Annotated in this window: 25 protein-coding genes; all 25 read left to right on the top strand. The window is 60.6% G+C overall.

The window, feature by feature from the left end; genetic code table 11:
• Positions 1 to 29: 29 nt before the first annotated feature.
• The 25 genes from DWY05_RS08835 (at position 30) to murA (ending at position 24554) form a co-directional block, all read left to right on the top strand.
• Complete coding sequence (locus DWY05_RS08835; RefSeq protein ID WP_117821446.1) at positions 30 to 644, top strand: hypothetical protein; 615 nt, start codon at positions 30 to 32, stop codon at positions 642 to 644.
• Between the two features lie 256 nt (positions 645 to 900).
• Positions 901 to 2217: an ATP-binding protein gene (locus DWY05_RS08840; protein WP_233504070.1), complete on the top strand. Its 1317-nt coding sequence runs from the start codon at positions 901 to 903 to the stop codon at positions 2215 to 2217.
• Positions 2218 to 2331: 114 nt separating this feature from the next.
• Positions 2332 to 3201 carry a hypothetical protein gene (locus DWY05_RS08845; protein ID WP_117821445.1) on the top strand — a complete coding sequence of 290 codons (870 nt, stop codon included), beginning with the start codon at positions 2332 to 2334 and terminating at the stop codon, positions 3199 to 3201.
• Positions 3202 to 3280: 79 nt separating this feature from the next.
• Positions 3281 to 4174, top strand: coding sequence for an aldose 1-epimerase family protein (locus DWY05_RS08850; RefSeq protein WP_117821444.1), 894 nt, complete (start codon positions 3281 to 3283; stop codon positions 4172 to 4174).
• A 280-nt stretch (positions 4175 to 4454) separates the two neighbouring features.
• Positions 4455 to 5381 carry a transporter substrate-binding domain-containing protein gene (locus tag DWY05_RS08855; protein WP_117821443.1) on the top strand — a complete coding sequence of 309 codons (927 nt, stop codon included), beginning with the start codon at positions 4455 to 4457 and terminating at the stop codon, positions 5379 to 5381.
• Between the two features lie 9 nt (positions 5382 to 5390).
• On the top strand, positions 5391 to 6539 hold the full coding sequence (locus DWY05_RS08860; protein ID WP_117821442.1) for an amino acid ABC transporter permease: 1149 nt from the start codon (positions 5391 to 5393) through the stop codon (positions 6537 to 6539).
• A gap of 22 nt (positions 6540 to 6561) precedes the next feature.
• On the top strand, positions 6562 to 7347 hold the full coding sequence (locus DWY05_RS08865) for an amino acid ABC transporter ATP-binding protein (protein WP_117821441.1): 786 nt from the start codon (positions 6562 to 6564) through the stop codon (positions 7345 to 7347).
• Positions 7348 to 7419: 72 nt separating this feature from the next.
• Positions 7420 to 8865, top strand: coding sequence for a M20/M25/M40 family metallo-hydrolase (locus DWY05_RS08870; RefSeq protein ID WP_117821440.1), 1446 nt, complete (start codon positions 7420 to 7422; stop codon positions 8863 to 8865).
• Positions 8866 to 9126: 261 nt separating this feature from the next.
• Complete coding sequence (prfA, locus tag DWY05_RS08875; RefSeq protein ID WP_055252487.1) at positions 9127 to 10194, top strand: peptide chain release factor 1; 1068 nt, start codon at positions 9127 to 9129, stop codon at positions 10192 to 10194.
• A 632-nt stretch (positions 10195 to 10826) separates the two neighbouring features.
• On the top strand, positions 10827 to 12101 hold the full coding sequence (locus DWY05_RS08880) for a HemK/PrmC family methyltransferase (RefSeq protein ID WP_117821439.1): 1275 nt from the start codon (positions 10827 to 10829) through the stop codon (positions 12099 to 12101).
• A 68-nt stretch (positions 12102 to 12169) separates the two neighbouring features.
• A complete protein-coding gene (locus DWY05_RS10275; protein ID WP_089573106.1) occupies positions 12170 to 12355 on the top strand; it encodes a type II toxin-antitoxin system HicA family toxin in 186 nt (61 codons plus the stop codon).
• Positions 12322 to 12813, top strand: coding sequence for a type II toxin-antitoxin system HicB family antitoxin (locus DWY05_RS08890; protein WP_128620077.1), 492 nt, complete (start codon positions 12322 to 12324; stop codon positions 12811 to 12813). Before DWY05_RS10275 ends, DWY05_RS08890 begins: the two co-directional genes overlap by 34 nt.
• Before the next feature lie 134 nt (positions 12814 to 12947).
• The gene (locus DWY05_RS08895; protein WP_117821438.1) at positions 12948 to 13691 is read left to right on the top strand and encodes an L-threonylcarbamoyladenylate synthase; all 744 of its coding nucleotides are present in this window, start codon (positions 12948 to 12950) and stop codon (positions 13689 to 13691) included.
• Between the two features lie 13 nt (positions 13692 to 13704).
• On the top strand, positions 13705 to 15246 hold the full coding sequence (gene glpK / locus DWY05_RS08900) for a glycerol kinase GlpK (RefSeq protein ID WP_117821437.1): 1542 nt from the start codon (positions 13705 to 13707) through the stop codon (positions 15244 to 15246).
• A 123-nt stretch (positions 15247 to 15369) separates the two neighbouring features.
• Positions 15370 to 16017, top strand: a complete 648-nt coding sequence (upp, locus tag DWY05_RS08905) for a uracil phosphoribosyltransferase (protein WP_040359658.1) — start codon at positions 15370 to 15372, stop codon at positions 16015 to 16017.
• Positions 16018 to 16298: 281 nt separating this feature from the next.
• Positions 16299 to 16610: a hypothetical protein gene (locus DWY05_RS08910; RefSeq protein ID WP_117821436.1), complete on the top strand. Its 312-nt coding sequence runs from the start codon at positions 16299 to 16301 to the stop codon at positions 16608 to 16610.
• 3 nt (positions 16611 to 16613) lie between these two features.
• A complete protein-coding gene (gene atpB / locus DWY05_RS08915; protein WP_022094263.1) occupies positions 16614 to 17417 on the top strand; it encodes a F0F1 ATP synthase subunit A in 804 nt (267 codons plus the stop codon).
• 124 nt (positions 17418 to 17541) lie between these two features.
• Positions 17542 to 17736, top strand: a complete 195-nt coding sequence (locus tag DWY05_RS08920; protein WP_022094262.1) for an ATP synthase subunit C — start codon at positions 17542 to 17544, stop codon at positions 17734 to 17736.
• A 15-nt stretch (positions 17737 to 17751) separates the two neighbouring features.
• Positions 17752 to 18354 (top strand): F0F1 ATP synthase subunit B, encoded by a 603-nt coding sequence (gene atpF / locus DWY05_RS08925; RefSeq protein WP_117821435.1) that lies wholly within the window; start codon positions 17752 to 17754, stop codon positions 18352 to 18354.
• Entirely contained in the window at positions 18344 to 18820 is a 477-nt protein-coding gene (locus DWY05_RS08930; protein WP_006235713.1) for a FoF1 ATP synthase subunit delta, read from the top strand. Before atpF ends, DWY05_RS08930 begins: the two co-directional genes overlap by 11 nt.
• Positions 18820 to 20418, top strand: a complete 1599-nt coding sequence (atpA, locus tag DWY05_RS08935) for a F0F1 ATP synthase subunit alpha (protein ID WP_035138794.1) — start codon at positions 18820 to 18822, stop codon at positions 20416 to 20418. Before DWY05_RS08930 ends, atpA begins: the two co-directional genes overlap by 1 nt.
• A 5-nt stretch (positions 20419 to 20423) precedes the next feature.
• Positions 20424 to 21332: an ATP synthase F1 subunit gamma gene (gene atpG / locus DWY05_RS08940; protein ID WP_006235716.1), complete on the top strand. Its 909-nt coding sequence runs from the start codon at positions 20424 to 20426 to the stop codon at positions 21330 to 21332.
• Positions 21332 to 22786, top strand: coding sequence for a F0F1 ATP synthase subunit beta (atpD, locus tag DWY05_RS08945; RefSeq protein ID WP_006235717.1), 1455 nt, complete (start codon positions 21332 to 21334; stop codon positions 22784 to 22786). The genes atpG and atpD overlap by 1 nt, the downstream gene beginning before the upstream one ends.
• Positions 22787 to 22789: 3 nt before the next feature.
• On the top strand, positions 22790 to 23182 hold the full coding sequence (gene atpC / locus DWY05_RS08950; protein ID WP_006235718.1) for an ATP synthase F1 subunit epsilon: 393 nt from the start codon (positions 22790 to 22792) through the stop codon (positions 23180 to 23182).
• A gap of 88 nt (positions 23183 to 23270) precedes the next feature.
• Complete coding sequence (murA, locus tag DWY05_RS08955) at positions 23271 to 24554, top strand: UDP-N-acetylglucosamine 1-carboxyvinyltransferase (protein WP_117821434.1); 1284 nt, start codon at positions 23271 to 23273, stop codon at positions 24552 to 24554.
• Positions 24555 to 24557 lie beyond the last annotated feature (3 nt).

Consider the following 24557-nt stretch of genomic DNA (forward strand, 5'->3'; position numbering starts at 1 on the left):
AGGACGGGGCTGAGGCCGAATAAATCAATTTGCGAAAGAATCTTGACGGTACCGAGCAGATCGCCGAGCTCAAAGCCGAGCGCGCGAGCGTGCAGGAGCGCCTGAGCTTTTACGACGAGGCGGTTTACTGGCGCGAGCGCGAGGGCAGGCCGGAGCTCAAGCAGTTTGAGCGCCGCTACGTGGTCTTTGAGGAGTTTCCAGGCGATATCGAGCGTGGCCGCTCGATGCTTCACCCCACGCTCATGCGGGCGATTCTGCGCATGCGTACGTTGACGGGCACGCGCCCCATGCGCGGCTGGGGCGCCATGCTACGTCGCGAGGCACTGCATTCCGACGACCCCATCGCCGGCGCCGGCTCCTTTGCCGTGCTGCCGCGCGGTGCCGAGGGGCTACTGCCGAGCGATCCCGCCGAGCTGGCAGAGATCGGCATCGAAGTGCTGCCCGAGGGCACGTATCTGTGCATGAGCCGCTGGGGTATGCCGTACGAGCCCGAGGGCATCCGCGCCATCGTTGCCTGCATGGACGAGCACGCGCTCCAGCCCATCGGCAACGCCTTCGACTTTTGCTACCTCGATACCACGAGCTACGACGAGTCCCACCAAGAAGACTTCTGCTGCATCCAAGTCCCCGTTGTCCTCAAATAACTTGCGGTGAAATAGTTCCTAAATAGCCTGAGTAATCGCACAAACGGGAACTATTCCACCGCAACTTCGATGTGACAAAGAGATAGTCCCTTTGTCACATTGACGAGCGGCACCGCGAGTTTGTTTTAAAGCGGAGGAGGCGGCTCATTTCTTATAAACTCGCATTATTTGCAAGTTTGTAAGGTAACATCTTATAAACTTGTAAAATCTGCAAGTTTATAAGATGTTACGTCTGGCCGGGCGCTAGGGAGACTCTATGAACATCGTTCGCCGAAGCCGCTATCTTGATCGACTCATTGCTTTTCAGGATACCGACCTCATCAAAATCGTGACGGGTATACGCCGTTGCGGCAAATCCACGTTATTGGACATGATGAGGGAGCACCTGGCGCAACAGGGGGTGCCGGCCGAGCGTTTGCTGACCTTTAAGATGGAATCTCTAGAGTATGCGGGGATTACAGATTACCTGACGTTTTATCGCATGGTTCGGGAGCGCGTTGACGGTGTCGATCGCCCCTATCTGTTCTTTGACGAGCTCCAGAATGTCGAGGGCTGGGAAAAGGCGGTTAACTCGCTCCGAATCGATTTGCCGTGCGATATCTATGTCACGGGCTCCAATGCCTTTTTGCTATCGAGCGAGCTTGCAACGCTTATCTCGGGCCGGTATATCGAGGTCAAGATGCAGCCGCTCACGTTTGGCGAGTATCTTGATTTTCGCTCGATCGATGCGGTCGTTGCCGAAGGGCTTGACGAGAGGGCCGAGCTCGTTTCCAAGACGGGCGATCGCCTTAATTCAAACACCGTGCTCGAGCAGTACATAACCTATGGCGGCATGCCGTTTCTGGCTCATGACGAGCCAAGACGCGAACCGTGCCGCGACTACATCCGCAGCCTCTATCAGACGATTGTCGCGCGCGATATCCTATTGCGCGCGACGCGTAGAGGTCGCGGAGCTATCACCAAGCGCGACGTTCTCGAGCGGCTCTGTGCGTATCTGGCAGACAACATCTCCAATCAAACCTCGGTCAACAAAATCGTAGGGACGCTCAACGAATCATCGGGCGGTAAGACCAACGCATCGACGGTGTCGGCGTATATTGACGCTCTGGAAGAGACGTACCTGTTTACCAAGGTAAAAAGGTATGACGTCAAGGGGCGGGAGCTTCTCAAGACAGGCGGTAAATATTACATAGCCGATACGGGAATCCGCAGCTATCTTGACGGATATAGAGGCAGCGATAGCGGAAGGATGCTCGAGAACGTTATCTACAACCAGCTTGTCTTTGAAGGATACGAAGTGTTTTGCGGCCATCTGCGCGCGGGGGAAATCGACTTTGTCGCAATCGGCGAGGGATCGGACCGTAAATATATCCAGGTTACCGAACGGATCGATGCCGAGGCGACCAGAGAGCGCGAGCTGCGACCGCTCAAACTAAACACGCTGGGAAAAATCCCTGATTCGTACGAGAAGATCCTGATCGTCAGGGATGGTGAGCATCCAACAGACATCGACGGCATCAGAATCGTAGGGGCGGTCGACTTCTTGCTGAGAAACAAGATCGCCCACGGCTAAACGCAAAATGTGACAAAGGGATAGTCCCTTTGTTACATTCCATGCGAGCCGCCGTGCCATCTGGGGGTATAAGGCTGGCAAGTGTTTATTTGCGAGGCCAAGGGGGCGCCCCGTATGGATATTGATAACTTTGAATGGTGGTATAGCGAGGGCGAGGCTCCGGACGAAGAGTGGGACGAGCCCGCGTCGCGTGACGTGTCGAGCGACGAGGACGAGACCGGCAACGTCGTCGCCGCCGACTCGGACGCCGCCCTCGACCCCGTCGAGCCCCTAACCTTTGAACAGGCCTGGGCCCAGGCCGAGGCAGACGAGGCCAAGGCCGACGCTACGGCCACGCTCGGCGAGCCAGCCGACATGTCCATCTCGCCGGCAAAGACCCCGCAACCTCGCCATACCATCGACCCCGACAGCACGGCATCCTTCAGCATTCTCGACGTGCCCTCGCAGGGTGCTCAGGCGCCCGCGCCCACACGTCGCCCCAATCTGTCTCGCGAGGAAGATGCAGGACGTCGCTCGCCGCTCGGCCCCATCCTTATCGCCTTCATGGCCGGCGTCATCGCTTGCTCGGCGATCGGAAATGTCTGGAGCCACGTGGAGCAACAGCGCAAAGACGCCGCCAAGGTCGAGATGTCTGTCGAGCAATCGCTCAGCCGTACGCGCTCGGTGCATGTGGCGGTCGAGGTCAAGGACGGTGCGACATGGGACACCGCCCGGGGAGACAGCCAGATGCTCGTCCATATCGTGGGCCGCACACTCAAGGGACAAGCAATCGACGAGTATCAATACGTCAATTCCGAAGGTGACGGCATCGAGCTCAAGCCCGGCGACTACGAGCTCACGGTCGATGAGCCGCCCGTCGCCACCGACGGCACGCGTTACCGTGCCTCAAAGCGCATGGTTCCGGTGAGTTTTAATTCACAGGCGCCCGATACGGTCGATAGCACGCCGCAGGGCGGGTTTGACCTTTACGCTATTGCTCAATAACTGCGCCTGACGCTCAACCCTGCCGCCAAGAGTGGGACAATAGCCCTCGACACTATTGTTTACTTTTGGAGGAAGTAGCATGTCTACCGTCACTACCATCAAGCGCGGCGGCCTCACCGCGGCCATCGATTCCATGGGTGCCCAGCTCACGAGCCTTGCCCTCAACGGCAACGAGTATCTGTGGCAGGGCGACCCCGCCTTTTGGGGCAAGCACGCGCCCATCCTGTTCCCCATCGTGGGATCGCTGCGCAACAACACGGCGACGTCTGCGGCCGGCACCTGCGAGATGGCTCGCCACGGCATCGCGCGTATCGTGGAGCACAAGATCGTCGAGGTCTCCGAGGACGGCTCGTCCGTCACCTACGAGATCACCGACACGCCCGAGTCGCTCAAGGCTTTCCCGTTCCACTTTAAGCTCAACATGACCTATGCCCTGACTGGTGACGCCACGCTTACCCAGACCTTTGCCGTCACCAACACCGGCGACGTGGACCTGCCGTTCTCGGTGGGCGGCCACCCCGCGTTTAACGTGCCCGTCTCCGGTGCCGAGGACGAGACGTTCGAGGATTACGAGCTGGCATTTACCGAGGCTTGGACCAACGAGGCCCCCATCATCACGCCCGATGGCCTCATGACGTTCGAGGGCAGCTACAAGGCCCCCGATAACTCGGACGTGCTGCCCATCACGCACCGTAGCTTCGATAACGACGCCATCATGTTCACCGATACCCCGGGCTCCACGCTCACGCTGCGCGGTCGCAAGTCGGGCCGCGGCGTCAAGATCGACTTTGAGGGCTTTAAGTACATCGGCGTGTGGTCTGCCGCCAACGATGCTCCGTTTGTGGCGCTCGAGCCCTGGACCGGTCATACCACCATGGACACCGAGGACGACGTCTTTGAGCACAAGGTCAACACCATTACGCTGGCGCCGGGCGAGACGGACGTCCGCAGCTTTAGCGTCACCTTGCTCTAGAGGTTCCGCCGTTCTGACGAACGGCGGGCCGGTCGACGCTGCGCGCTACCCAGAGCGACAATTTGTCATTCAAAAGGCATGGCATGACCAGAAGGTCTATGCCTTGCCTTTTTCATGCCAACTTGTTCGCTCTGGGCGGCGCTCGCTGGCATTGCCAAAACATCGACGCTCCCAATGACTACCGTGTGTCTATTAATTTTTCGAGCTTGTGCTGCGCTGCTGGTCGCTGGCGTATATCCTGTAAAGTCGTCAGCATACGATTCAACAGGGAAGGCAGATTATGCATTCTCCCCATCAACGCGACGCGCATCCACAGCCGGTATGCAGCCGTCGCATCTTTTTGGGTAGCGCTCTCGCTGCGAGCGCTTCTGTCGTCGCCGGCGCACTTGCCGGTTGCCAGCGCCCCTCCACGCTGGAAGTAGTTCAGCCCACGACGGGCGGCGGTCGCGACGACCTGTCCGATTCCGTTATCGGCAAGGACAAGATCCGCATCGGTATGGAGGCAGCCTACGCCCCGTACAACTGGCAAGTTTCCGAAGCCAGCGAGTACACCATCCCTATCGACAACGTGCAGGGCGCCTATGCCGATGGTTACGACGTGCAGATCGCCAAGATTGTCTGCAAGGCTCTCGGTGGCGAGCCCGTTGCCGTCAAGCAGAGCTTTTCGGGTCTTATCGATTCGCTCAACAACGGCCAGATCGATCTCATCATCGCCGGCATGAGCGCCACGCCCGAGCGCGAGGAGTCCGTCGGCTTTTCCGACCCGTACTTCATCGGCTACTTTGGCCTGTTCGTAAAAGAGGGCTCGCCCTACCAAAACGCCACCAAGCTCAGCGACTTTAGCGGCGCTACGGTGCTCGGCCAAAAGGACACCATGCTCGACACTGTCATCGACGAGATCCCGGGTGTTGTGCACAAAAACCCGGTCGACTCCGTCCCCACGGTGTTCTCGAATCTGCTGCAGGGCACGTGCGACGCCGTGACCTACAACACTGAGAACGAGAAGGGCTATATGGCCCAAAACCCGGGTATCGTGCCGATTCAATTTGCCGAGGGCGAGGGCTTTAAGCAGGAGGTCACGGCAAATGTCGGCTGCCGCAAGGGCTCGGACAAGCTGCTTAAGCTCATCGACAAGACACTCAAGGGCATTAGCCAAGAGGAGCGCGACCAAATGTGGGACGCGTGCCTCGACCGTCAGCCGGCATAGGGAGGCAGCATGAAAACCATCAATCGCCTGGCCTCCTTTATCAAGGCCGACCACCGTTATGTATACCTGGGCACGAGCGTTATCGCGGCGCTCGGCCTGGCATTTAGCCAACGCAACCCCACGCCGCTGAGCTTCTTGGCGCCTACGGGCGTGTTCCAAGACTGCCTCTGGGCGATCCTTTGGGCCTGGCTCGTCGTGTCGGCGGCGGCGCTGGTCACCAAGCTTATGCACTGGAGCGACTATCGCGAAACGTCGCCGTTCGCATCCGAGCGCTTCCGTCGCGGCGCGCGCCTGGGCAGCTATGTCGTGGTCGCCATCGCGGCGATCTTTTTCGCGGACCGCTGCGTCATGTCGTTTATCGATTTGGTGCAGGTGAGCATTGTCTCGGACTCCAACCCCAGCGACTTTTTGTCGAGCCTGGTCTACATGACCTACAAGAGCGGCGACTTCTTCATCCGTGGCATCGAGATCACCATCGCACTTGCGACCTTCGGTACCGTCATTGCATTCTTCCTGGCGCTGCTCCTTGTGTTTTTGCGCATTCAGACGTTCGACCGCGTGGATAGCGACCTCACGCGCTTCTTTAAGAGCATCGGCCGCGGCTTTGCGACCGTCTACTCCACCATCGTGCGCGGCACGCCCATGATGGTCCAGGGCCTGCTCATCTATTACGCGGGCTTCACCGTTTTGCGCGGCATGGGCTTCGAGACTGCCCAGGCCAATCAGATCTGGAGTACCTTCACCGCCGGCCTCGTCACCATCTCGCTCAACTCCACCGCCTACATGATGGAGGTCCTGCGCGGCGGCATCGAGTCCATCGATCCCGGCCAGGCCGAGGCAGCGCGCTCGCTGGGGCTTTCGCAGTGGCAGGCTATGCGCAAGGTCGTGTTCCCCCAGGGCATTAAAAACGCGATTCCGGCGCTCACCAACGAGCTCATCATCAACATCAAGGATTCGTCGGTGCTCTCGGTCATCGGCGTGTTCGACCTCATGTATGCCACCACCACCGTCGCCGGCGTGTACTACCGCCAGATGGAGGTCTACTGCGTGGCGCTCGTGGTCTATCTGATCCTGACGCTCGTGGCGAGCCGCCTGCTCGAGGCCTTTGGCAAAAAGCTCGGCGCCGAGGCTCCTGCCACGCTGCCCAGCTCTAACTAGGCTTAAGACGAGGAGAATCATCATGGCAGATACCGCCATTACCGGCGTTGCGGCCGCCGCACAGACCAATGAGCCGCTCATCCGCGTCGAGGGCCTGCGCAAGAGCTTTGGTTCGCTCGAGGTGCTTAAGGGCATCGACCTGTCCGTCAATCCCGGTGAGGTTGTCACCATCATCGGCGCCTCGGGCTCGGGCAAATCGACCTTCCTGCGCTGCCTCAACCTGCTCGAGACCCCGGACGCGGGCCACATCTGGTTCCACGGCCAGGACCTCACGGCCGAGCGCTGCAACATCAACAAGCTGCGCGAGGACATCGGCATGGTGTTCCAGGGCTTTAACCTGTTCAACAACATGGATGTGCTCGACAACTGCACGCTCGCGCCCGTCACGCTCAAAAAGATGAGCAAGGCCGAGGCTGAAAAAATTGCGATGGAGCATCTGACGAGCGTGGGACTCGAAAAGTTCGCGCACGCCGCCGTGGGTCGTCTGTCCGGTGGTCAAAAACAGCGCGTGGCCATCGCTCGTGCCTTATGCATGAATCCGCAGATTATGCTGTTCGACGAGCCGACCTCTGCGCTCGACCCCGAGATCGTGGGCGAGGTGCTCGAGGTCATGCGCAAGCTCGCCGCCGACGGCATGACCATGGTCGTCGTCACGCACGAGATGGCCTTTGCCCGCACGGTGTCCGACCGCGTGGTCTTTATGGACAAGGGCGTGGTGCTCGAGGATGCCGCGCCGGCCGAGCTCTTCGGCAACCCCAAGCACCAGCGCACCCGCGAGTTCCTCTCTCGCTATCTCGAGGACAAATAACCGACCGCAAACGCTTACGTTGCAGGGCCGCTCCGGTGGGGCGGCCCTCGTCATCACAATCGAAAGGATGTCATGGCCGAGGTTTGGCGCTTCTTTGCGCATGAGGACGATTTTGCCGATATAGACGAGGCCGGCGCGTGCGAGCGCTTGGGCCGCGTGCTGTCGTTTCCGACCATTTCGAGCATGGATGCCGAGGCGGTGGATTGGCAGCCGTTTGACGACCTGCGCGCGTATATGCAGCAGGCCTGGCCGCACGTATTTGCGGCGGGCGAGGTCGAGCTTGTCGGACATTCGCTGTTGGTGACGCTTGGCGGTTCCGACTCCGCCCTCAAACCCGTCATGCTCATGGGCCACATGGACGTGGTCCCCGTGGTGCCCGGCACCGAGGCTGACTGGACGCATGCCCCCTTTAGCGGCCACGTGGACGACACCTACATTTGGGGTCGCGGCGCGATCGACATGAAAGACCAGGTCGCAGGCATTCTCGAGGCTGTCGAGTATGCGCTGGCGCACGGTTGGCAGCACGAGCGCACGCTGCTCCTGGCCTTTGGCCAGGACGAGGAGACTACGCAGTGCGGCGCAGGCGCCATCGGCCGCGCGCTCGAGGAGCGCGGCATTGAGCTTGAGTACCTGATCGACGAGGGTGACTACCGTATCGTTTCGGCTGCCGAGTACGGCGCGGGCGAGGGTTGGCTTATGCATGCCGATCTCGCGGAGAAGGGCTACGCCGATATCGTGTTGAGGACGCGTAGCGAGGGCGGGCATTCGTCCAACCCCTACGGTGGCACGTCGCTCGAGGTGCTCAGCCGTGCCATCGCCGTAATCTGCGATATCGAGTGGCCGACGCGCGTCACGGACCTGCTTGCCGCGCAGCTTGTCGAGCTGGGGCTCTACACGGCGGATGAGATTGCCGCCAACGGGGGCGCCATTGTCCGCGATTGCCTCGCCAGCAAGAAGCTCTATCCGCTCGTGACCACCACCTGTGCACCGACCCAAATCGAGGGCGGTAGCACCGGTGCTAACGTGATGCCGCAGGATATGTGGGCCAACATTAACTTCCGCATGCTCGAGGGCACGAGCGTGGCCGACGTTGTGGCGCGCTGCCGTGAGGCGGTTGCCGGGGCGGACCTTGCCGGTCGTGTCGAAGTGGAGCTGGGCCCCGGCGGCTCCGAACCCTCGCCGTCCCCGCGCATCGGTGGTCCCGGCCTCGAGGCGGTTCGCTCCATCGCCGCCCGCTATTTCCGCGATCCAAAGGGGACGGAGGAAAACGGATCATCCGAGCCGTTGGCGATTGTCCCCTCGACCGTGATCGGCGCGACCGACGCTGCCAACTACCAGCGCATTTGCTCCGAATGCATTCGTTTTTCGGCGTTTGTGGTCGACGATGACGAGTGCGACCGCGGCGTCCACGGCACCAACGAGCGCATCACCCGCCGCGCCTACCTCCAGGGTGTTCGCTTCCTCATCGCCCTGCTTCAAACGCTCTCGAATGTGACAAAGCGACGCTCCCTTTGTTAGCCGTTGGGGACGTTCTTAAACGACTAGCCGTTAAGGAACGTCCCCAACGGCTACGTCCACTCATTCCGTGCGGGTTATATGCAGGTTTGCCTGCGCACGCTATCATGTATGGGTTAGACCGCAACTATGTACCCCGTACGCGAAGGGATGCGCATGTATCTGAAGATCGACATGTTCTAGCTGGACTTACCCCCGCAGTGGCGCCGTGCGCCCCATCAATTCTGCCGATTTTCACCTTCACGCATATAAAGGAGTCCCGTCATGCGCGACAAGCTCGAAAAGATCATCAAGGCCTACGAGGAGCTCGAGAAGAAGCTTTCCGACCCGGCCGTCGCCTCCGATATCAAGGAGTTCACGCGTCTCAACAAGGAGTATGCGCACCAGTCCGACCTCATCGCCGCCTCGCGCGAGTACATCGGCGCGCTCGATGACATCGAGGCTGCCAAGGAAATGCTCCACGATACTACCGATGCCGATGAGAAGGAGATGCTCCAGATGGACATCTCCGAAAACGAGGCCAAGCTTCCCCAGCTCGAGGAAGACATTAAGTACATGCTCATCCCGAGCGACCCCAACGACGACAAGAACACCATCGTCGAGATTCGCTCTGCCGCCGGTGGCGACGAGGCGGCCATCTTTGCCGGCGATCTGTACAAGATGTATCAGCGCTTCTGCGAGTCGCGCGGCTGGAAGACCACCGTGCTCGACTCCAGCCCCAGCGAGGCCGGCGGCTTTAAGTCCATTGAGTTCAAGGTCGAGGGCGACCGCGTCTACTCCGTCATGAAGTTCGAGTCCGGCGTGCACCGCGTCCAGCGCGTTCCCAAGACCGAGTCCCAGGGCCGTATCCAGACCTCCACGGCGACCGTCGCCGTACTTCCCGAGGCCGAGGAAATCGACGTCCAGATCAACCAGTCCGACCTGCGCATCGACACCTACTGCGCCTCCGGCCCTGGCGGTCAGTGCGTTAACACCACTTATTCCGCCGTGCGCATCACCCACCTGCCCACCAACACCGTGGTGCAGTCGCAGGAACAGCGCTCCCAGATCCAGAACCGCGAAGTCTGCATGCAGATGCTGCGCGCCCGTCTGTACGAGATGGAGCTCGAGAAGCAGCAGGCGGAGCTCGGTGCCGAGCGCCAGAGCCAGATCGGCCACGGCAACCGTTCCGAGAAGATCCGTACCTACAACCAGCCCCAGGACCGCGTGACCGATCACCGCATCGGTTTCAACTCCACCTACAACGGCGTCCTTCTGGGCGACCAGCTCGGCACCGTCATCGAGGCGCTCGCCGCCGCCGAGCGTGCCGAGAAGCTGGCACAGGCTGTGTAGGTTCCGCCGTTCTACCGAACGGCGGACCAGCCGACGCTGCGCGGGCCGCATTTGGACAATCTGACGTTCAACTTCAAGGGCGCGACCAGAAGGTCAGCGCCCTTTCGTTTCACGTCACCTTGTCTCAAATGCGGCCCGCTCGCTGTCCGTCCTCTACCTGCGGCGCCGCCTTGCTCCGGATGCGGTATGCTCAACCTGCGGCGTTTCCAAGGTAGTCATTGGGGACGTTCTTAAATGACTAGGTTGTGCACATTGCTTTGAGATGTTATTTAATCGGCTTTGATGGCCATTAAGCCAGCTACCTGCTTAAAGCAATTAACAGCGGGCATCTTCTACCGAAAATATTGCTCAAAATATCGTCCAAGAAGTCGCGGGGCCCTTTTTGGTGCGTCGCGCGTCAAGTGATTTGGCAAGTTCTTGGTTAGATATTGGTCAGTTTTGGGGCAACCTTGCCAAAAGCTTGACGAATGCAGATTTAGACGTCGACGAATGAACACTTCAGGTGGGCTCCAAGCAAAATTCTGGGCTGATTCTCGATAATCGCCTTCAATCGTCCCTTGCCAAGCGCTGGCCTCGCTTACAATCTGCTCCGACATTCGCGCGCCGCTCGGCGCTTAAGAGGGGAGGGCCCCATGACAAACGAGATCTGGACCATCAAGCGTTGTCTCGAGTGGACCAAGGAGTACCTGGCCGAGCGCGGCGAGGAGCATCCCCGTCTTTCTGCCGAGTGGCTGCTGTGCGCTGCCACGGGCTTGGCGCGCATCGACTTATATATGCGTATGGACGAGACGCTCGATGCGGCGCAGCTCGAGACTATGCACGCGGCGGTCGTCCGCCGCGCCAAGGGCGAGCCGCTGCAGTACATCACCGGCAGCACGCAGTTCCGCATGATCGACGTCGCGTGCGCCCCCGGTGTGCTCATTCCGCGCCCCGAGACCGAGATGCTCGTCGAGGAAGTCCTCAATTATCTGGATGCCGAGGTGCTGAGCCCCGAGGCTGCTGCCCGTCAGCGTGTTGAGCTGCCTTGGAACGATGAGGTCGAGGAAGCACGCAAAGCCGAGGCGGCGCTGGCCGACGAGCGCGCGACTGCCGAGCGCCGTGCCGCCAATCTCACGGCCGCCGACGAGGCTGCGCTGGGTAGCGACGTGCTCGGTAGCCGCGCCTATGCCGAGGAGCTTGCCGATCGCGAGGCCGAGGAAGCTGCCGCGCAGGCGGCAGAAGCCGAAGCGGCAGAAGCAGAGGCCATGGAAACCCCCGAGCCCGAGCTCGACGAATACGGCATCGCCATTGAGGACAACGACCAACAGGCGACTCCCGCGCAAGATGCCGCCGAGGCCAACGTATCTGCCCCAGCCGAGCCCCGCACTGCCCGCGTTCTCGAGGTCGGTTGCGGCACAGGCTGCATTTCGCTCTCCCTTGCCTGGGAGCGCCGCGGCCATGTCACCTGCACCGCCACCGATATCGAGCCGCGCGCTATCGATCTGGCCACCAAAAACCGCGACGCGCTCGGCCTCACGGCAGATGAGGTTGCCTTCAGCCTCACCAACCTGGTGAGCTCCATTCCCCACGACGAGTGGGGCACCTTCGACGTGCTCGTCTCCAACCCACCCTACATCCCGACCGACGTCATGCGCTCGCTGCCGCACGAGGTCAAGGACTTTGAGCCCGATTTGGCTCTCGAGGGCGGTGCCGACGGCCTGGACATCTTCCGCCGCCTGCTCAATGCGGCACCCTATATGCTGCGCGCCGGCGGCCTGTTTGCCTGCGAGCTCTACGAGGGCGCCCTCGACGCCGCGGCCGAGCTCTGTCGCCAAGCGGGCCTTTCGGACGTGCGCATCGTCCGCGACCTCACCGATCGCCCCCGCATCGTTCGAGCCGTCGTCACCGAGCCCAAGCAACGCCAGTAATATTTATTAACTGGTTAGTAAAAATTATAAAGTAGTTTATAATTAGGACGGCTGAAAGAGGTCGGCCCATGCAACCTCCTACCTTTCGGGAAATCATTGCCCTACTCAAGCACGATGGATTCGTGAAGGTCGCGCAAGTCGGTAGTCATGCTAAGTATGTTTCTGGTGACCGTGTTGTCACCGTGAACGGCTCTGGTGGCGATCGACCAAAGAAGGGCACGTGGGCAAGTATTCGTCGCCAAGCTGGATGGTAGTTGGAGGCAAAATGAGGCAGCGATTTACCTATGACTGCGTTCTCATAAAAGAAGACGATGGTTACTGCGCTAGCTTCCCGCAGATTCCCGGCGCCTTTGCCGATGGCGATACGCGCGAAGAAGCGATTGCCCATGCCACCGAGGCACTGATGGCGTTTTTGGCCGACGACCTCAACAACGGTTTGACTCCGGCAGGGTACGAACGCTCGGCCGAGGTCGTGGCCCTTTCAGTCGAAATCGACCACGAGGACGCTCGGGAAGCGGCGTGCCGAACATTTAAAGACGCAGCGCTGGACCTCAAAGTCTCCGCTCCGCGGATTACCGCGCTGGTCAAAGCCGGAAAGCTCGATGTTGAACTCGTCGACGGCCGTCGGATGATAACGATAGACAGCATCGAGCGCTACGCCGCCCAAGAACGCCACGCCGGCAGGCCAAAGAAGTTCGTCGCAGTCCAATAACCCCCTCACTTTCACCGACTACTAGAGCCGCTCACCAAACCAACATGCGCTCTGGGCAAATAGGTTGAACGTTTCGTGCGAGAATGCCCCACAGTAAACAAACTTGCACCAGAGCGTAAGGGGCTGGCATACACATGCAGACGGTCTATCGGGTATACGAGGGAACGCGCGAGCCGCATCGGCTTGCCGTCGAGCGCACGGCCGAGGTGCTCGGCCGCGGCGGCCTGGCTTTGATCCCGACCGAGACCGTCTACGGTGTCGCCGTGGCAGTCAACGCCTTCTCGGACGCCGTGCCCCAAGATACAAGCGAATTCCCATCGTGGCCGCGCGATCCGCAGGCTGCCGTCAATGGCGCCGCAGTTCCTGCGCTCGGCACCGGCTATCGCCGTATCTTCACTCTCAAGCAACGTGAACTCACGCAAACCGTCGCTTGGCTGGTCGATGGCGTCGAAGCACTCGACCGCTATGGCGTGGATATCCCGGAAGATGCCCGCATACTCGCGCGACGATGCTGGCCGGGAGCCCTGACTATCGTGGTCAAGGCAGCCCCCTGCGTGCCGACCTTTATGCGCGCTGCCGACGACACGGTGGCACTTCGCGCTTCGGCCTCGCCCGTGGTGCAGGCGCTCATTCGCGCCTGTGGCAGCCCCCTTGCCTGCACCAGCGCCAACACGCATGGCGCGCCCGCGTCGGCAAGTTTTATCACGGTGGAGGGTCGCATCCTGGAGGGGGTCGATGTTGCCGTCGACGCCGGTGAGACCCCGTGTCGCGACGCCTCGACCATCGTGTCGTTTCAGCACGGCGAGCTCCAGATCCTGCGCCAAGGCGCACTTCCCGCATCAGAGATCGAACGGGTCCTGTCCGACCCGATGCAATAGAAAGGTTTAAGCGATGTCGTTGAATCTGGGCAGCCTGGGCATGGAAGATGCCTCGTTTGACTTTGGCGGTTCCTACATCATGGCGCTCGACTGCGGCACCACCTCGGTACTTGCGACCATCGTCGACGAGTACGGCTGCATCGTCGCGCAGGCACGTCGCAGCGTCAAAACCAGCTTCCCGCGTCCCGGTTGGGTAGAGCAAGACCCCATGGCGGTCCTTGCCAGCCAGATCGCGGTCATGATGGAAGTCCAGTTTAAGAGCGGTATCCACTCCGACCGCATTGCCGCCATCGGCATCTCCAACCAGCGCGAGACCACGGTGGTCTGGGACCGTGTGAGCGGTCAGCCGATCTATAACGCCATCGTATGGCAGTGCCGCCGTACCGCACCTCTGATCGACGAGCTGGTCGAGCAGGGCGCAGAAGGGCTGGTGCGCTCCCGCACGGGACTCACGCTCGACCCGTATTTCTCGGCCTCCAAGGTGCAGTGGATTCTCGACAACGTCGACGGCGCACGCGAAAGCGCGGCGGCGGGCGACCTCATGTTTGGCACCATCGACACCTGGCTCATCTACAACCTCACCGGCGGCCAGGTCTTTGCCACCGACTACACCAATGCCAGCCGCACGGCACTCTTTAATATCCATACGCTCGATTGGGACGACGACCTGCTGGCACTCTTTGACGTTCCACGTTCCATGATGCCCGAGGTTCGCTGGAGCTCGGGCGACTACGGCCGCGTCGCGAGCGACATCATGACCAACATGCCACCCATCATGGGCGTGGCGGGTGACCAACAGGCGTCGCTGTTCGGCCACTGCTGTTTCCGTCCCGGCCAGACCAAAAACACCTATGGCACGGGTTGCTTTATGCTCATGAACACCGGCGACGAGATCGTCGAATCCAAGAATGGCCTGGTCTCCACCATCGGTATCGCTGCGGACGGCAAAGTCAGCTATGCGCTCGAGGGCTCTATTTTTGCCGCCGGCTCAACGATGAACTGGCTTCGCAACAACATGGGCATCATCTCGAGCGTGAGCGAGTCGGCACAACTTGCCGCTTCGATTAGCGACAACGAGGGCTGCTACTTCGTTCCCGCCTTTGCGGGTTTGGGTGCTCCCTGGTGGGACCCGCATGCTCGCGGTATCGTGTGCGGTCTGACCGGCGCCTCGAGCCGTGCGACCATCGTACGTGCCGCCTGCGAATCCATGGCATATCAGAGCTACGACGTGCTGCGCGCCATGGAGCAGGACGTGGGGCTTTTGATCGAGCGCCTGTCTGTCGATGGCGGTGCCTCGCGCAACGAGTTCATCATGCAATTCCAGGCCGACCTGCTGGATATCCCCGTGCTGCAATGCGAGACGGTGGAGACCACGGCAATCGGTGCCGCGTACTTGGCGGGTCTTGCCGTCGGCTATTGGGAAGACCTGGAAGAGCTGGAGCAAAATGCCCAGATCGTTAGGACCTTCCTTCCCCACATGTCCGCCGAGCGCCGCGAGCAAAACCTTGCGGGCTGGCGTGATGCAGTCAGGCGCTCGCTCAGCACCGCACAGTAGGGCTGCGATGGGCTGCTCGATACAACAAACCGCTAAACTAATGCATGGCGTGCGGCGGCAACATTGCTGCACGCCTTGTCAGCAAGGCCGTTTTGCGGCCGCAACGAAAGGGGCAATCAATCCATGACCGTCACCTACGATGCGTCCCGTGTGACGCTTGTCGATCACCCGCTCGTCCAGCACAAGCTGTCGATCCTGCGCGACAAAAACACCGGCACCAACCAGTTCCGTCAGCTCGTGCGCGAACTCGCACTTTTTGACGGCTACGAGGCCATGCGCGACCTGCCTATGGAAGACGTCGAGGTCGAGACCCCCATCACTACCGCCACGTTCAAACAGCTCGCCGGCAAGAAACTCGCCATCGTGCCCATCCTGCGTGCGGGCCTTGGCATGGTCGACGGCATCCTCGACCTGGTGCCCTCCGCTCGCGTGGGTCACATCGGCATGGAGCGCGACGAGGTCACCCACGAGCCGCACGAGTATTACTGCAAGATGCCCAAGGATATCGACCAGCGCATCTGCCTGGTCGTCGACCCCATGCTCGCCACGGGCGGTTCGGCCGAGATGGCCATTAGCTACCTGCGCGAGCGCGGTGTCAAGGACATCCGCATGCTGTGCATCGTCGCGGCCCCCGAGGGCCTCAAGTCGCTGACTGAGAAGGACCCTGATGTGCATATCTATACCTGCGCCATCGACGACCATCTCAACGAGGCTGCCTACATCGTTCCCGGCCTCGGCGACGCCGGCGACCGCATCTACGGCACGCTCTAGTCGCTTGGCTAAGACGGCCGCGGCTGCAAATACGAAGAAACGGTGCGCGCGGACGAACAAAAGGCGACCGCGCGCACTCCTGTTAACGGACGTTTTGCCCTGCAGGGTTCGAGAAAAACGTATTACCTACCTGCGGCATAAAGAAGGTCTTAAGAAAACGAACAGGTGCGTATTAACCGATGCTTTTTCGGTTGTACTTTAGCGATTGGCTCGTACAATAGTCACCAATGTTTGGCGGGAACTGTTCTGGGAAGCGTTAAAGAAGGAAAGTGAGGACGCCAGTGTTTCAGATAGCCGATCTGCTCGCTATCGTTGCAGGCGTCATCGCGGGCGCAATTGCCTTCCTTCCCTTTGTTTTTACGCTCAAGCCGGTTCTTGACGATAAACAGAATGCGGACATGCTCAAGGGTATGGTGAGTCTGGCGGTCTCGGCAATCGCCCTGCTCGTCTTTACCTTGGTTGTGTTTGTGTTGTTCGGAGAGGCATTTCGCATGTTCCTCCTGGGCGAGGCGATCGGCTTCGTGGCCTTTATGGCCGCCTGCACGGTTCGCGTCGCCAAGGCGCTGCGAGATCCTCATGAGGTCGAAAGGTAAGTCGTGGAAATTTTTGAAAAGCTGCCTGATGAGATTAATCATCTGGTCAGCGAGTTCAGCTCCACCCCTGTCGTGGGCGATCTGAGCTGCGGCATCACGCAGTACTCGTTTTGGCTGATCGTCTCCACGATCGTGCTCCTGATCGTCCTGGCCGTGTTCAAGAAGAAGCAGACCCTGGTTCCCAAGGGCTTCTTCGTCAACGGTTTCGAGTACATCATCGAGTACGTCGAGAACGATATCGGCAAGGGCGTCGTGGGTGAGAACTGGAAGAAGCACTTCCCGTTCCTGTGCTCGCTTTTCCTGTTCATTCTGATCAATAACATGATCGGCCTGATCCCGGGAATGAAGCCCGGCACCGGCGCAATCGGCTCCACCGCCGCGCTCGCCATCTTCGCCTTCGTGTACTTCATCTACTACGGATGCAAGGCTCACGGCGTGATCGGCTACATCAAGAGCCTCGCCCCGCAGGGCGTGAGCTTCCCGATGAACGTGCTCGTGTGGGTCGTCGAGCTTTTCTCGACCTTCCTGCGCCTCATCACGCTCGCCGTCCGTCTGTTCTGCAACATGTTCGCAGGACACGTGGTCATGGGCTCGTTCGCCATCATGGCGAGCATGTTCATGCAGCCGCTGCTTCAGCAGGTTTCCGCGGCCCACGCCGTCGGCGCCCTGCCTTCGCTGGCCTGGCTTGCCATCCTCATCCTGATCTATGCGATCGAACTTGTGGTCGGCGCCATCCAGGCTTACGTCTTCACGGTCCTTACCGCCGTGTATGTCTCCGAGGCAGAGGAGGTCGCGGAGGAGGAGTAGTCTTCCGTTCGCGCCTTAAAGGTAAGGTAATTCGTTAAACCGCCGGTGCCCGTACCCATGGAGCCCGGCAGTTATAAAAAGGTTATCCTGCGTGAAATAAGACACGCACGACAAAGGAGGAATCGTGGGAGTTATCGGTTACGGTCTCGGTGTTATCGGCGCTGGTCTTGCTATCGGCCTGTCTGCTCTGGGTGCTACGGGTGCTATGGCCCGTCAGCCTGAGGTCCAGGGCCGCGTGTTCACCGTCTTCATCATGGGCTCCGCCTTCGGCGAGGCTCTGGCTCTGATCGGCTTCGTTGTCGCGCTGATCGTTAAATAGCACGGAGCGTCAAGTATGAATCTTTCATCCCAGAAGAGCGCGACCGCACTCTCCGCGTCCGCGGCCGCGCTGCTCATGCCGGTTTCCGCGTTCGCTGAGGACGGCGCTGCCGGTGCGGACATCCTCATCCCTAAGATGGCGGAGTTCATCCCGGCGCTTATCGCCTTCCTGATTATCTGGATCGTGCTGGCCAAGGTTGCCCTGCCGGGCATCATGAAAACCATGGAGGAGCGCGGCAAGAAGATCGAGGAGAGCCTCGACGAGGCCGAGAAGACCAAGCAGGAGGCTATCGCCAAGCGCGCTGAGTCCGACTCGATCGTCACCGACGCCCGTCGTCAGGCTGCCGACATCGTTCTCGAGGCCCGTAAGGACGCCGAGTCCGAGCGCGCCCGTATCATCGAGGCTGCTCACAAGGAGGCCGAGGAGATCATCGCCAAGGCCCATACGACCGTCGAGGACGAGCGCAAGTCCATCTACGCCGGTGCCGCGAGCTCCATCGCCGACCTGTCCGTTGCCGTCGCCACCAAGATCGTGGGCGAGGCACTCGAGGACGAGGCCGAGCAGAAGAAGCTCATCGAGCGCTACATCCAGGAAGCAGGTAGCCTGAATGCCGACTAGCCGCTATCAGGACAAGGTGCTCGAGACCTACGCACGCTCCCTTCTGGAAGCCGCTAAGGCCGAGAACCATGTGTTCGAGGACCTCGAGATGATCGAGCGCCTGGCTTCTGCCAGCCCCGAGATCATCGCCGTGCTCGACACCATGTCCAAGCGCGACCAGCTCGACCTTCTTCCCAAGGTGGCAGCTGCCTTTAAGTATGTTGCCGAGGAAGACGAGGATGTAGTGGGCGTGACCGTCACCACGGCGATCCCGCTCGACGACGAGCTGCGTCAAACCATCACTAAGAAATGCGAGCAGGACTTCGGCCGCAAGGTATTCCTTATCGAGCAGGTCGACCCGTCTATCGTGGGCGGCCTGGTGCTCGAGGCCCGCGGCGAGCGTCGTGACATTTCCGTCAAGACGCAGCTGCGCATCGCGCAGGAGACCCTCGCAAACTCTGCTAATTCGTACGGAGGTGAAGCCTAATGTCCGAAACCCTCAATGCCCAGGATATCGCCAAGAAACTGCAGGAGCAGCTCACGAGCCTCTCCGCGACGGTCGATACGCATGAGGTTTCAACGGTCGACGAGGTAGGCGACGGCATCGCGCGCGTCTCCGGCCTTAAGAGCGCCATGGCAGGCGAGCTTCTGGAGTTCAAGAGCTCCGATACCGGTGAGACCGTCTTCGGCCTTGCCCAGAACCTTGACCGTGACGAGGTCGGCGCCGTTCTGTTTGGTGCCGTCGACTCCATCAAGGAAGGCGACGAGTGCCGCACCACTGGCCGCATTATGGATATCCCCGTGAGTCGTGCCATGCTCGGCCGCGTCGTCAATCCGCTCGGCCAGCCCATCGACGGCCTGGGCGACATCGTCGCCACGCACCGTCGTCCTATCGAGTTCAAGGCCCCCGGCGTCATCGACCGTACCCCGGTGTGCGAGCCGGTTCAGACCGGTCTGCTCGCTATCGACTCCATGGTGCCTATTGGCCGCGGTCAGCGTGAGCTCATCATCGGCGACCGTAAGACCGGTAAGACCGCCATCGCCATCGACGCTATCCTCAACCAGCGCGGCAAGGGCATGGTCTGCATCTATGTCGCCATCGGCCAGAAGGCCTCCACGGTTGCCAACATCCGCGAGACCCTCGCTCAGCACGGTGCGCTCGACTACACCATCATCGTTTCGGCCACCGCTGCCGATTCCGCCCCTATGCAGTACATCGCGCCTATGGCCGGTGCCGCTATCGGCGAGTTCTTCATGTACAACGGCGAGGATGGCAAGCCCGCCAGCGAGACCAACCCCGGCGGCCACGTGCTCGTCATCTACGACGACCTGTCCAAGCAGGCTGTGGCTTACCGTCAGATGTCGCTGACGCTGCATCGTCCGCCCGGACGCGAGGCCTATCCTGGCGACATCTTCTACCTGCACTCTCGTCTGCTCGAGCGTGCAGTCAAGATGTCCAAGAAGAACGGTTATGGCTCCATGACGGCTCTTCCGATCATCGAGACCCAGGACGGCGACGTCTCGGCCTACATTCCGACCAACGTCATTTCCATTACCGATGGTCAGATCTACCTGCAGTCCGAGCTCTTCTTCCAGGGCCAGCGCCCGGCAGTCGACGTGGGCATTTCCGTGTCCCGCGTCGGTGGCGACGCGCAGACCAAGGCTATGAAGCAGGTCGCCGGCAACCTCCGTCTGGACCTCGCTTCGTACCAGGAGCTCGCCGGCTTTACGCAGTTCGGCTCCGACCTCGACGAGGCTACTCAGAAGCAGCTGACCCATGGTGCCCGCATGACTGAGCTCCTTAAGCAGCCGCGTTACAAGCCGTTTGAGGTTGGCGAGCAGATCGTTACGCTGTTCGCTGGCAACGAGGGCTTCCTGGATGACCTGGAGATCGCCGACGTGCTGCCTTTCCGTGCCGAGCTCATCGAGTACATGGACAATGGCTTTGGCTCGCTGCTCGACAAGGTTCGCGCCAAGAAGATCGATGATGACACCAAGGCTGAGCTCTTGCGCGTCATCGGCGACTTCAAGCAGCAGTTCATGGCCAAGCACCATTCGGATGTTTCTGGATCAGAGGAGAACTAAGCCCCATGGCCAACCTTCGCGACATTAAGAAGCGAATCTCCTCGGTTACCACGACCAAGCAGATCACGCGCACGATGGAGATGGTCTCTACGGCCAAGATCCGTCGTGCCCTCGATCGCTCCAAGCAGGCCGAGCCCTATAAGGAGGCGCTGACCGACGTCATGTTGACGGTCGCCGGCGACGCCTCCTGTTCGGGCACCGATCCCATGCTGCAGAAGCATGAGAGCGTCAAGCATGGCCTGATTGTCGTTATTGCCTCGGACCGCGGCCTTGCCGGCGGTTTCAATACGACGGTGGAGCGCACGGCCGAAAAGCTCGCCGCTTCTTGGGCGAACGACGGCATCGAGTGCGAGATCATCGCGTGCGGGCGTAAGCCGGCCACGTATTTCCGTGACCGCGCAAACGTTGTCATGCACTTTGAGGGCAACTCCTCTGAGCCCGATTTCAATCAGGCCCGCATGATCTCCTCTCATATCTGCGATGCGTATCGTGCCGGTGAGCTTGACCGTGTCGAGCTTGTCTACCACCACGCCAAGAACCGCGTGGATCAGGAGCTTCGCGTCGAGCATCTGTTGCCGCTCGACCCCGAGATGATCGCTATGGCCCACGGTCCGCGTAAGAACGAGACCGACGCCCCTAAGCGCATCTCGTCCACGTTCGAGTTCGTGCCCTCTCCCGAGCATGTTCTCGGCAAGCTTGTGCCGTCTTATATCCTGACGGTCATCTACCAGGCCCTGATCGATTCGGCGGCTGCCGAGCAGGGTGCACGCCGCAAGGCCATGCACTCCGCGACGGAAAACGCCACCGCGATCATCTCGACCCTTACCCGCACGTATAGTCGCGTGCGCCAGGCTTCGATCACGACCGAGATTAACGAGATCGTCGGCGGAGCCTCAGCATTGGAGGAACAGTAATGGCTAATAACACCGTAAAGCTTGCGGTCGAGGAAGCCACCAAGAAGACGACTGCCGGTGATGGTCGCATCGTGCGAATCATCGGCCCTGTCGTCGACGTCAAGTTTGACGGTGCGGTGCCCCCGATCTACAACGCGCTCACGGTCGAGGCCGAGACCCCGATCGGTCATCTGAGCACGATCCTCGAGGTCGAGAGCCAGCTTCCGGGCGGCGTCGTCCGCACGGTCGCCATGTCCTCGACCGACGGCCTGCAGCGCGGCCTCATCGCCACCGATACCGGTGAGCCCATGAAGATGCCCGTTGGCCCCAAGACGCTCGGCCGCATTTGGAACGTCATGGGCAAGCCTGTCGACGGCAAGCCCATGCCCGAGGTGGAGGAGTTCTACCCCATCCACCATGCAGCGCCCCGTTTCGACGAGCTCACCACCAAGACCGAGATCTTCGAGACCGGCATCAAGGCCGTCGACCTGCTCGAGCCCTATATCCGTGGCGGCAAGACGGGCCTGTTCGGCGGCGCCGGCGTCGGCAAGACCGTTCTGATTCAGGAGCTCATCAACAACCTCGCCCAGGAGCACGGCGGCACCTCGGTGTTCACCGGCGTCGGCGAGCGTACCCGCGAGGGCACCGACCTGTTCCTCGAGATGAGCGAGTCTGGCGTTATCGACAAGACCTGCTTGGTCTATGGTCAGATGAACGAGCCGCCCGGAGCGCGTCTGCGCATCGGTCTGGCCGGCCTTACCACCGCTGAGTACTTCCGCGATCGCGGCCAGGACGTTCTGCTGTTCATCGACAACATCTTCCGCTTCTCCCAGGCCGGTTCCGAGGTTTCCGCACTGCTGGGCCGTATGCCGTCCGCCGTTGGTTACCAGCCCACGCTGGCAACCGAGATGGGCGACCTCCAGGAGCGCATTACTTCGACCAAGACGGGTTCCATTACCTCCGTCCAGGCTGTCTACGTCCCCGCAGACGACCTGACCGACCCGGCGCCTGCCACGACGTTTACGCACCTCGACGCCACCACGGTTCTTTCGCGTAGCATTTCGTCGCTCGGCCTGTTCCCGGCTATCGACCCGCTCGCATCTTCCTCCGACGCTCTCGATCCCTCGATCGTCGGCGAGGAGCACTACCGTGTCGCCGTCAAGGTCCAGGAGCTCCTGCAGGAGTACTCCGACCTTCAGGACATCATCGCCATTCTGGGTATGGACGAGCTGTCCGAGGAGCAGCGCCTTACGGTCAACCGTGCCCGTAAGATTCAGCAGTTCCTCTCACAGTCCTTCCACGTCGCCGAGAAGTTCACCGGTAACCCCGGTGTCTACGTCCGCGTCGAGGATACCGTCCGCTCTTTTGCCGAGATTGTCGACGGCAAGGCCGATGACCTGCCCGAGCAGGCTTTCCGCTATGCTTCCACGATTGAGGACGTGCGCGAGCGCGCCCGCAAGATGGGGGAGAAGTAGGTTATGCGTATCCGCATCGTGTGCCCCGTGAGCTGCGCCTATGAGGGCGACGCTGCGTTTGTGTCGATTCCGTCCACGGATGGCGAGTTTGGCGTCCTGCCTGCTCACTCCAGCGAGATCTGCACGATCGACCGCGGTTACGTTCGCGTTTCCGATAAGGCCATGGGCACTGTCGACCACACGTTTGCCGTGGCCGGCGGCTATGCCCAGGTTGCGGACGATGTCGTGACCGTTCTCGCCGAGCGCGCTTGCGATTTGGCGACCGTCGATGCCGACAAGCTTAAAGCTGATATTCAAGGTTTTGAAGAGAAGCTGGGTAATTTGTCGGAGGATGATGCACGCCGCGCCTACCTCTATAATGAAATCGCATGGTGTAAGCTCAAGCTTGCCCAATAGTCAAACGATTTAGCGTTCGACCATTTGCGAACACATCATGCCCGGGATGGCCCAGCCACCCCGGGCATGCTTTTTGAAAGGGTAGACCTTGGATATTATCCGCGTTGAGGGTGGCCACGCCATCGGAGGCTCCGTGCCCGTCTCGGGTGCTAAGAACTCCGCGCTCAAACTCATGGCGGCAACGCTTCTGGCGCCGGGCAAGACGACGCTGCAGAACGTGCCTGATATTTCCGATGTCCACGTGATGGGCAAGGTGCTCAAGGGCATGGGCGCTACGATCGATGTTCTCGACGAGCACACGCTCGAGATCGATACCTCTCAGGTCGATTCATGGGAGGCCCCCTACGAGCTCGTTGCCAAGATGCGTGCTTCCACCGCCGTCATGGGACCCCTGCTGGGCCGCTTCCATCGCGCCAAAATTGCCATGCCGGGCGGCTGCAACCTGGGTGCTCGCAAGATCGACATGCACATTCTGGGTCTCGAGGCCCTGGGCGTTGAGTTCGATACCGCCCACGGTTACATCAACGCTAATGCGCCCCAAGGTCTGCGCGGTACCACCGTCACGCTCGAGTTCGCCAGTGTCGGTGCGACCGAGAACCTCATTATGGCATCCGTGCGCGCGAAGGGTACCACGGTTATCGACAATGCCGCCCGCGAGCCCGAGATCGTCGATCTCGCCAACATGCTCAACGAGATGGGCGCCAAGATTGTTGGCGCCGGTACGCCCGTCGTGACTATCGAAGGCGTGGAAGAGCTCCATCCCGTTACCCATCGCGTGGTGGGCGACCGCATCGAGGCCGGTACCTTTATCGTTGCCGGTGCGTTGATGGCCGACGATCGCGGTGTCGATGTCACGGGCTTTTGCCCCATTCACTTGGGCATGGTGCTCAAGAAGATGGAGCTCATGGGTATCGACTGCGAGCGCGTCGAGGATGGCGTCCATGTGAACCGTGCCGAGCGTATCAAGCCGGTCGACATCCAGACGCTTCCGTTTCCCGGTTTCCCGACCGACATGCAGGCGCAGATTATGGTGCTCTCCGCCCTTGCCGATGGTAGCTCCGTTATCACCGAAAACATCTTCGAGAATCGCTTTATGTTTGCCTCTGAGCTGGTGCGCATGGGTGCCGACATTCGTATCGAGAGCCATCATGCCATGATTCATGGCGTCAAGGGCTTCTCGGGTGCACAGGTTACCTCGCCCGATCTGCGCGGCGGAGCGGCCCTCGTCGTAGCGGGCTTGATCGCCGACGGGACGACCGAGGTTTCGGCTATCCATCACATCAAGCGCGGCTACGAGCAGTTTGTCGAAAAGCTGCAGGCGCTTGGCGCGCATGTCGAGCATGCTACCGTCCCCGATCCCGTCATCTACTAATAC

Origin of the sequence: Collinsella sp. AF23-4AC (genome assembly GCF_003462685.1) — a bacterium.
Lineage (GTDB): Bacteria > Actinomycetota > Coriobacteriia > Coriobacteriales > Coriobacteriaceae > Collinsella.

Excerpts from the sequence above, each read along its gene's own strand:
- DWY05_RS08840 (WP_233504070.1), top strand. The coding sequence starts at position 901 with ATGAACATCGTTCGCCGAAGCCGCTATCTTGATCGACTCATTGCTTTT.
- DWY05_RS08845 (WP_117821445.1), top strand. The coding sequence starts at position 2,332 with ATGGATATTGATAACTTTGAATGGTGGTATAGCGAGGGCGAGGCTCCG.
- DWY05_RS08850 (WP_117821444.1), top strand. The coding sequence starts at position 3,281 with ATGTCTACCGTCACTACCATCAAGCGCGGCGGCCTCACCGCGGCCATC.
- DWY05_RS08855 (WP_117821443.1), top strand. The coding sequence starts at position 4,455 with ATGCATTCTCCCCATCAACGCGACGCGCATCCACAGCCGGTATGCAGC.
- DWY05_RS08860 (WP_117821442.1), top strand. The coding sequence starts at position 5,391 with ATGAAAACCATCAATCGCCTGGCCTCCTTTATCAAGGCCGACCACCGT.
- DWY05_RS08865 (WP_117821441.1), top strand. The coding sequence starts at position 6,562 with ATGGCAGATACCGCCATTACCGGCGTTGCGGCCGCCGCACAGACCAAT.
- DWY05_RS08870 (WP_117821440.1), top strand. The coding sequence starts at position 7,420 with ATGGCCGAGGTTTGGCGCTTCTTTGCGCATGAGGACGATTTTGCCGAT.
- prfA (WP_055252487.1), top strand. The coding sequence starts at position 9,127 with ATGCGCGACAAGCTCGAAAAGATCATCAAGGCCTACGAGGAGCTCGAG.
- DWY05_RS08880 (WP_117821439.1), top strand. The coding sequence starts at position 10,827 with ATGACAAACGAGATCTGGACCATCAAGCGTTGTCTCGAGTGGACCAAG.
- DWY05_RS10275 (WP_089573106.1), top strand. The coding sequence starts at position 12,170 with ATGCAACCTCCTACCTTTCGGGAAATCATTGCCCTACTCAAGCACGAT.
- DWY05_RS08895 (WP_117821438.1), top strand. The coding sequence starts at position 12,948 with ATGCAGACGGTCTATCGGGTATACGAGGGAACGCGCGAGCCGCATCGG.
- glpK (WP_117821437.1), top strand. The coding sequence starts at position 13,705 with ATGTCGTTGAATCTGGGCAGCCTGGGCATGGAAGATGCCTCGTTTGAC.
- upp (WP_040359658.1), top strand. The coding sequence starts at position 15,370 with ATGACCGTCACCTACGATGCGTCCCGTGTGACGCTTGTCGATCACCCG.
- atpF (WP_117821435.1), top strand. The coding sequence starts at position 17,752 with ATGAATCTTTCATCCCAGAAGAGCGCGACCGCACTCTCCGCGTCCGCG.
- DWY05_RS08930 (WP_006235713.1), top strand. The coding sequence starts at position 18,344 with ATGCCGACTAGCCGCTATCAGGACAAGGTGCTCGAGACCTACGCACGC.
- atpA (WP_035138794.1), top strand. The coding sequence starts at position 18,820 with ATGTCCGAAACCCTCAATGCCCAGGATATCGCCAAGAAACTGCAGGAG.
- atpG (WP_006235716.1), top strand. The coding sequence starts at position 20,424 with ATGGCCAACCTTCGCGACATTAAGAAGCGAATCTCCTCGGTTACCACG.
- atpD (WP_006235717.1), top strand. The coding sequence starts at position 21,332 with ATGGCTAATAACACCGTAAAGCTTGCGGTCGAGGAAGCCACCAAGAAG.
- atpC (WP_006235718.1), top strand. The coding sequence starts at position 22,790 with ATGCGTATCCGCATCGTGTGCCCCGTGAGCTGCGCCTATGAGGGCGAC.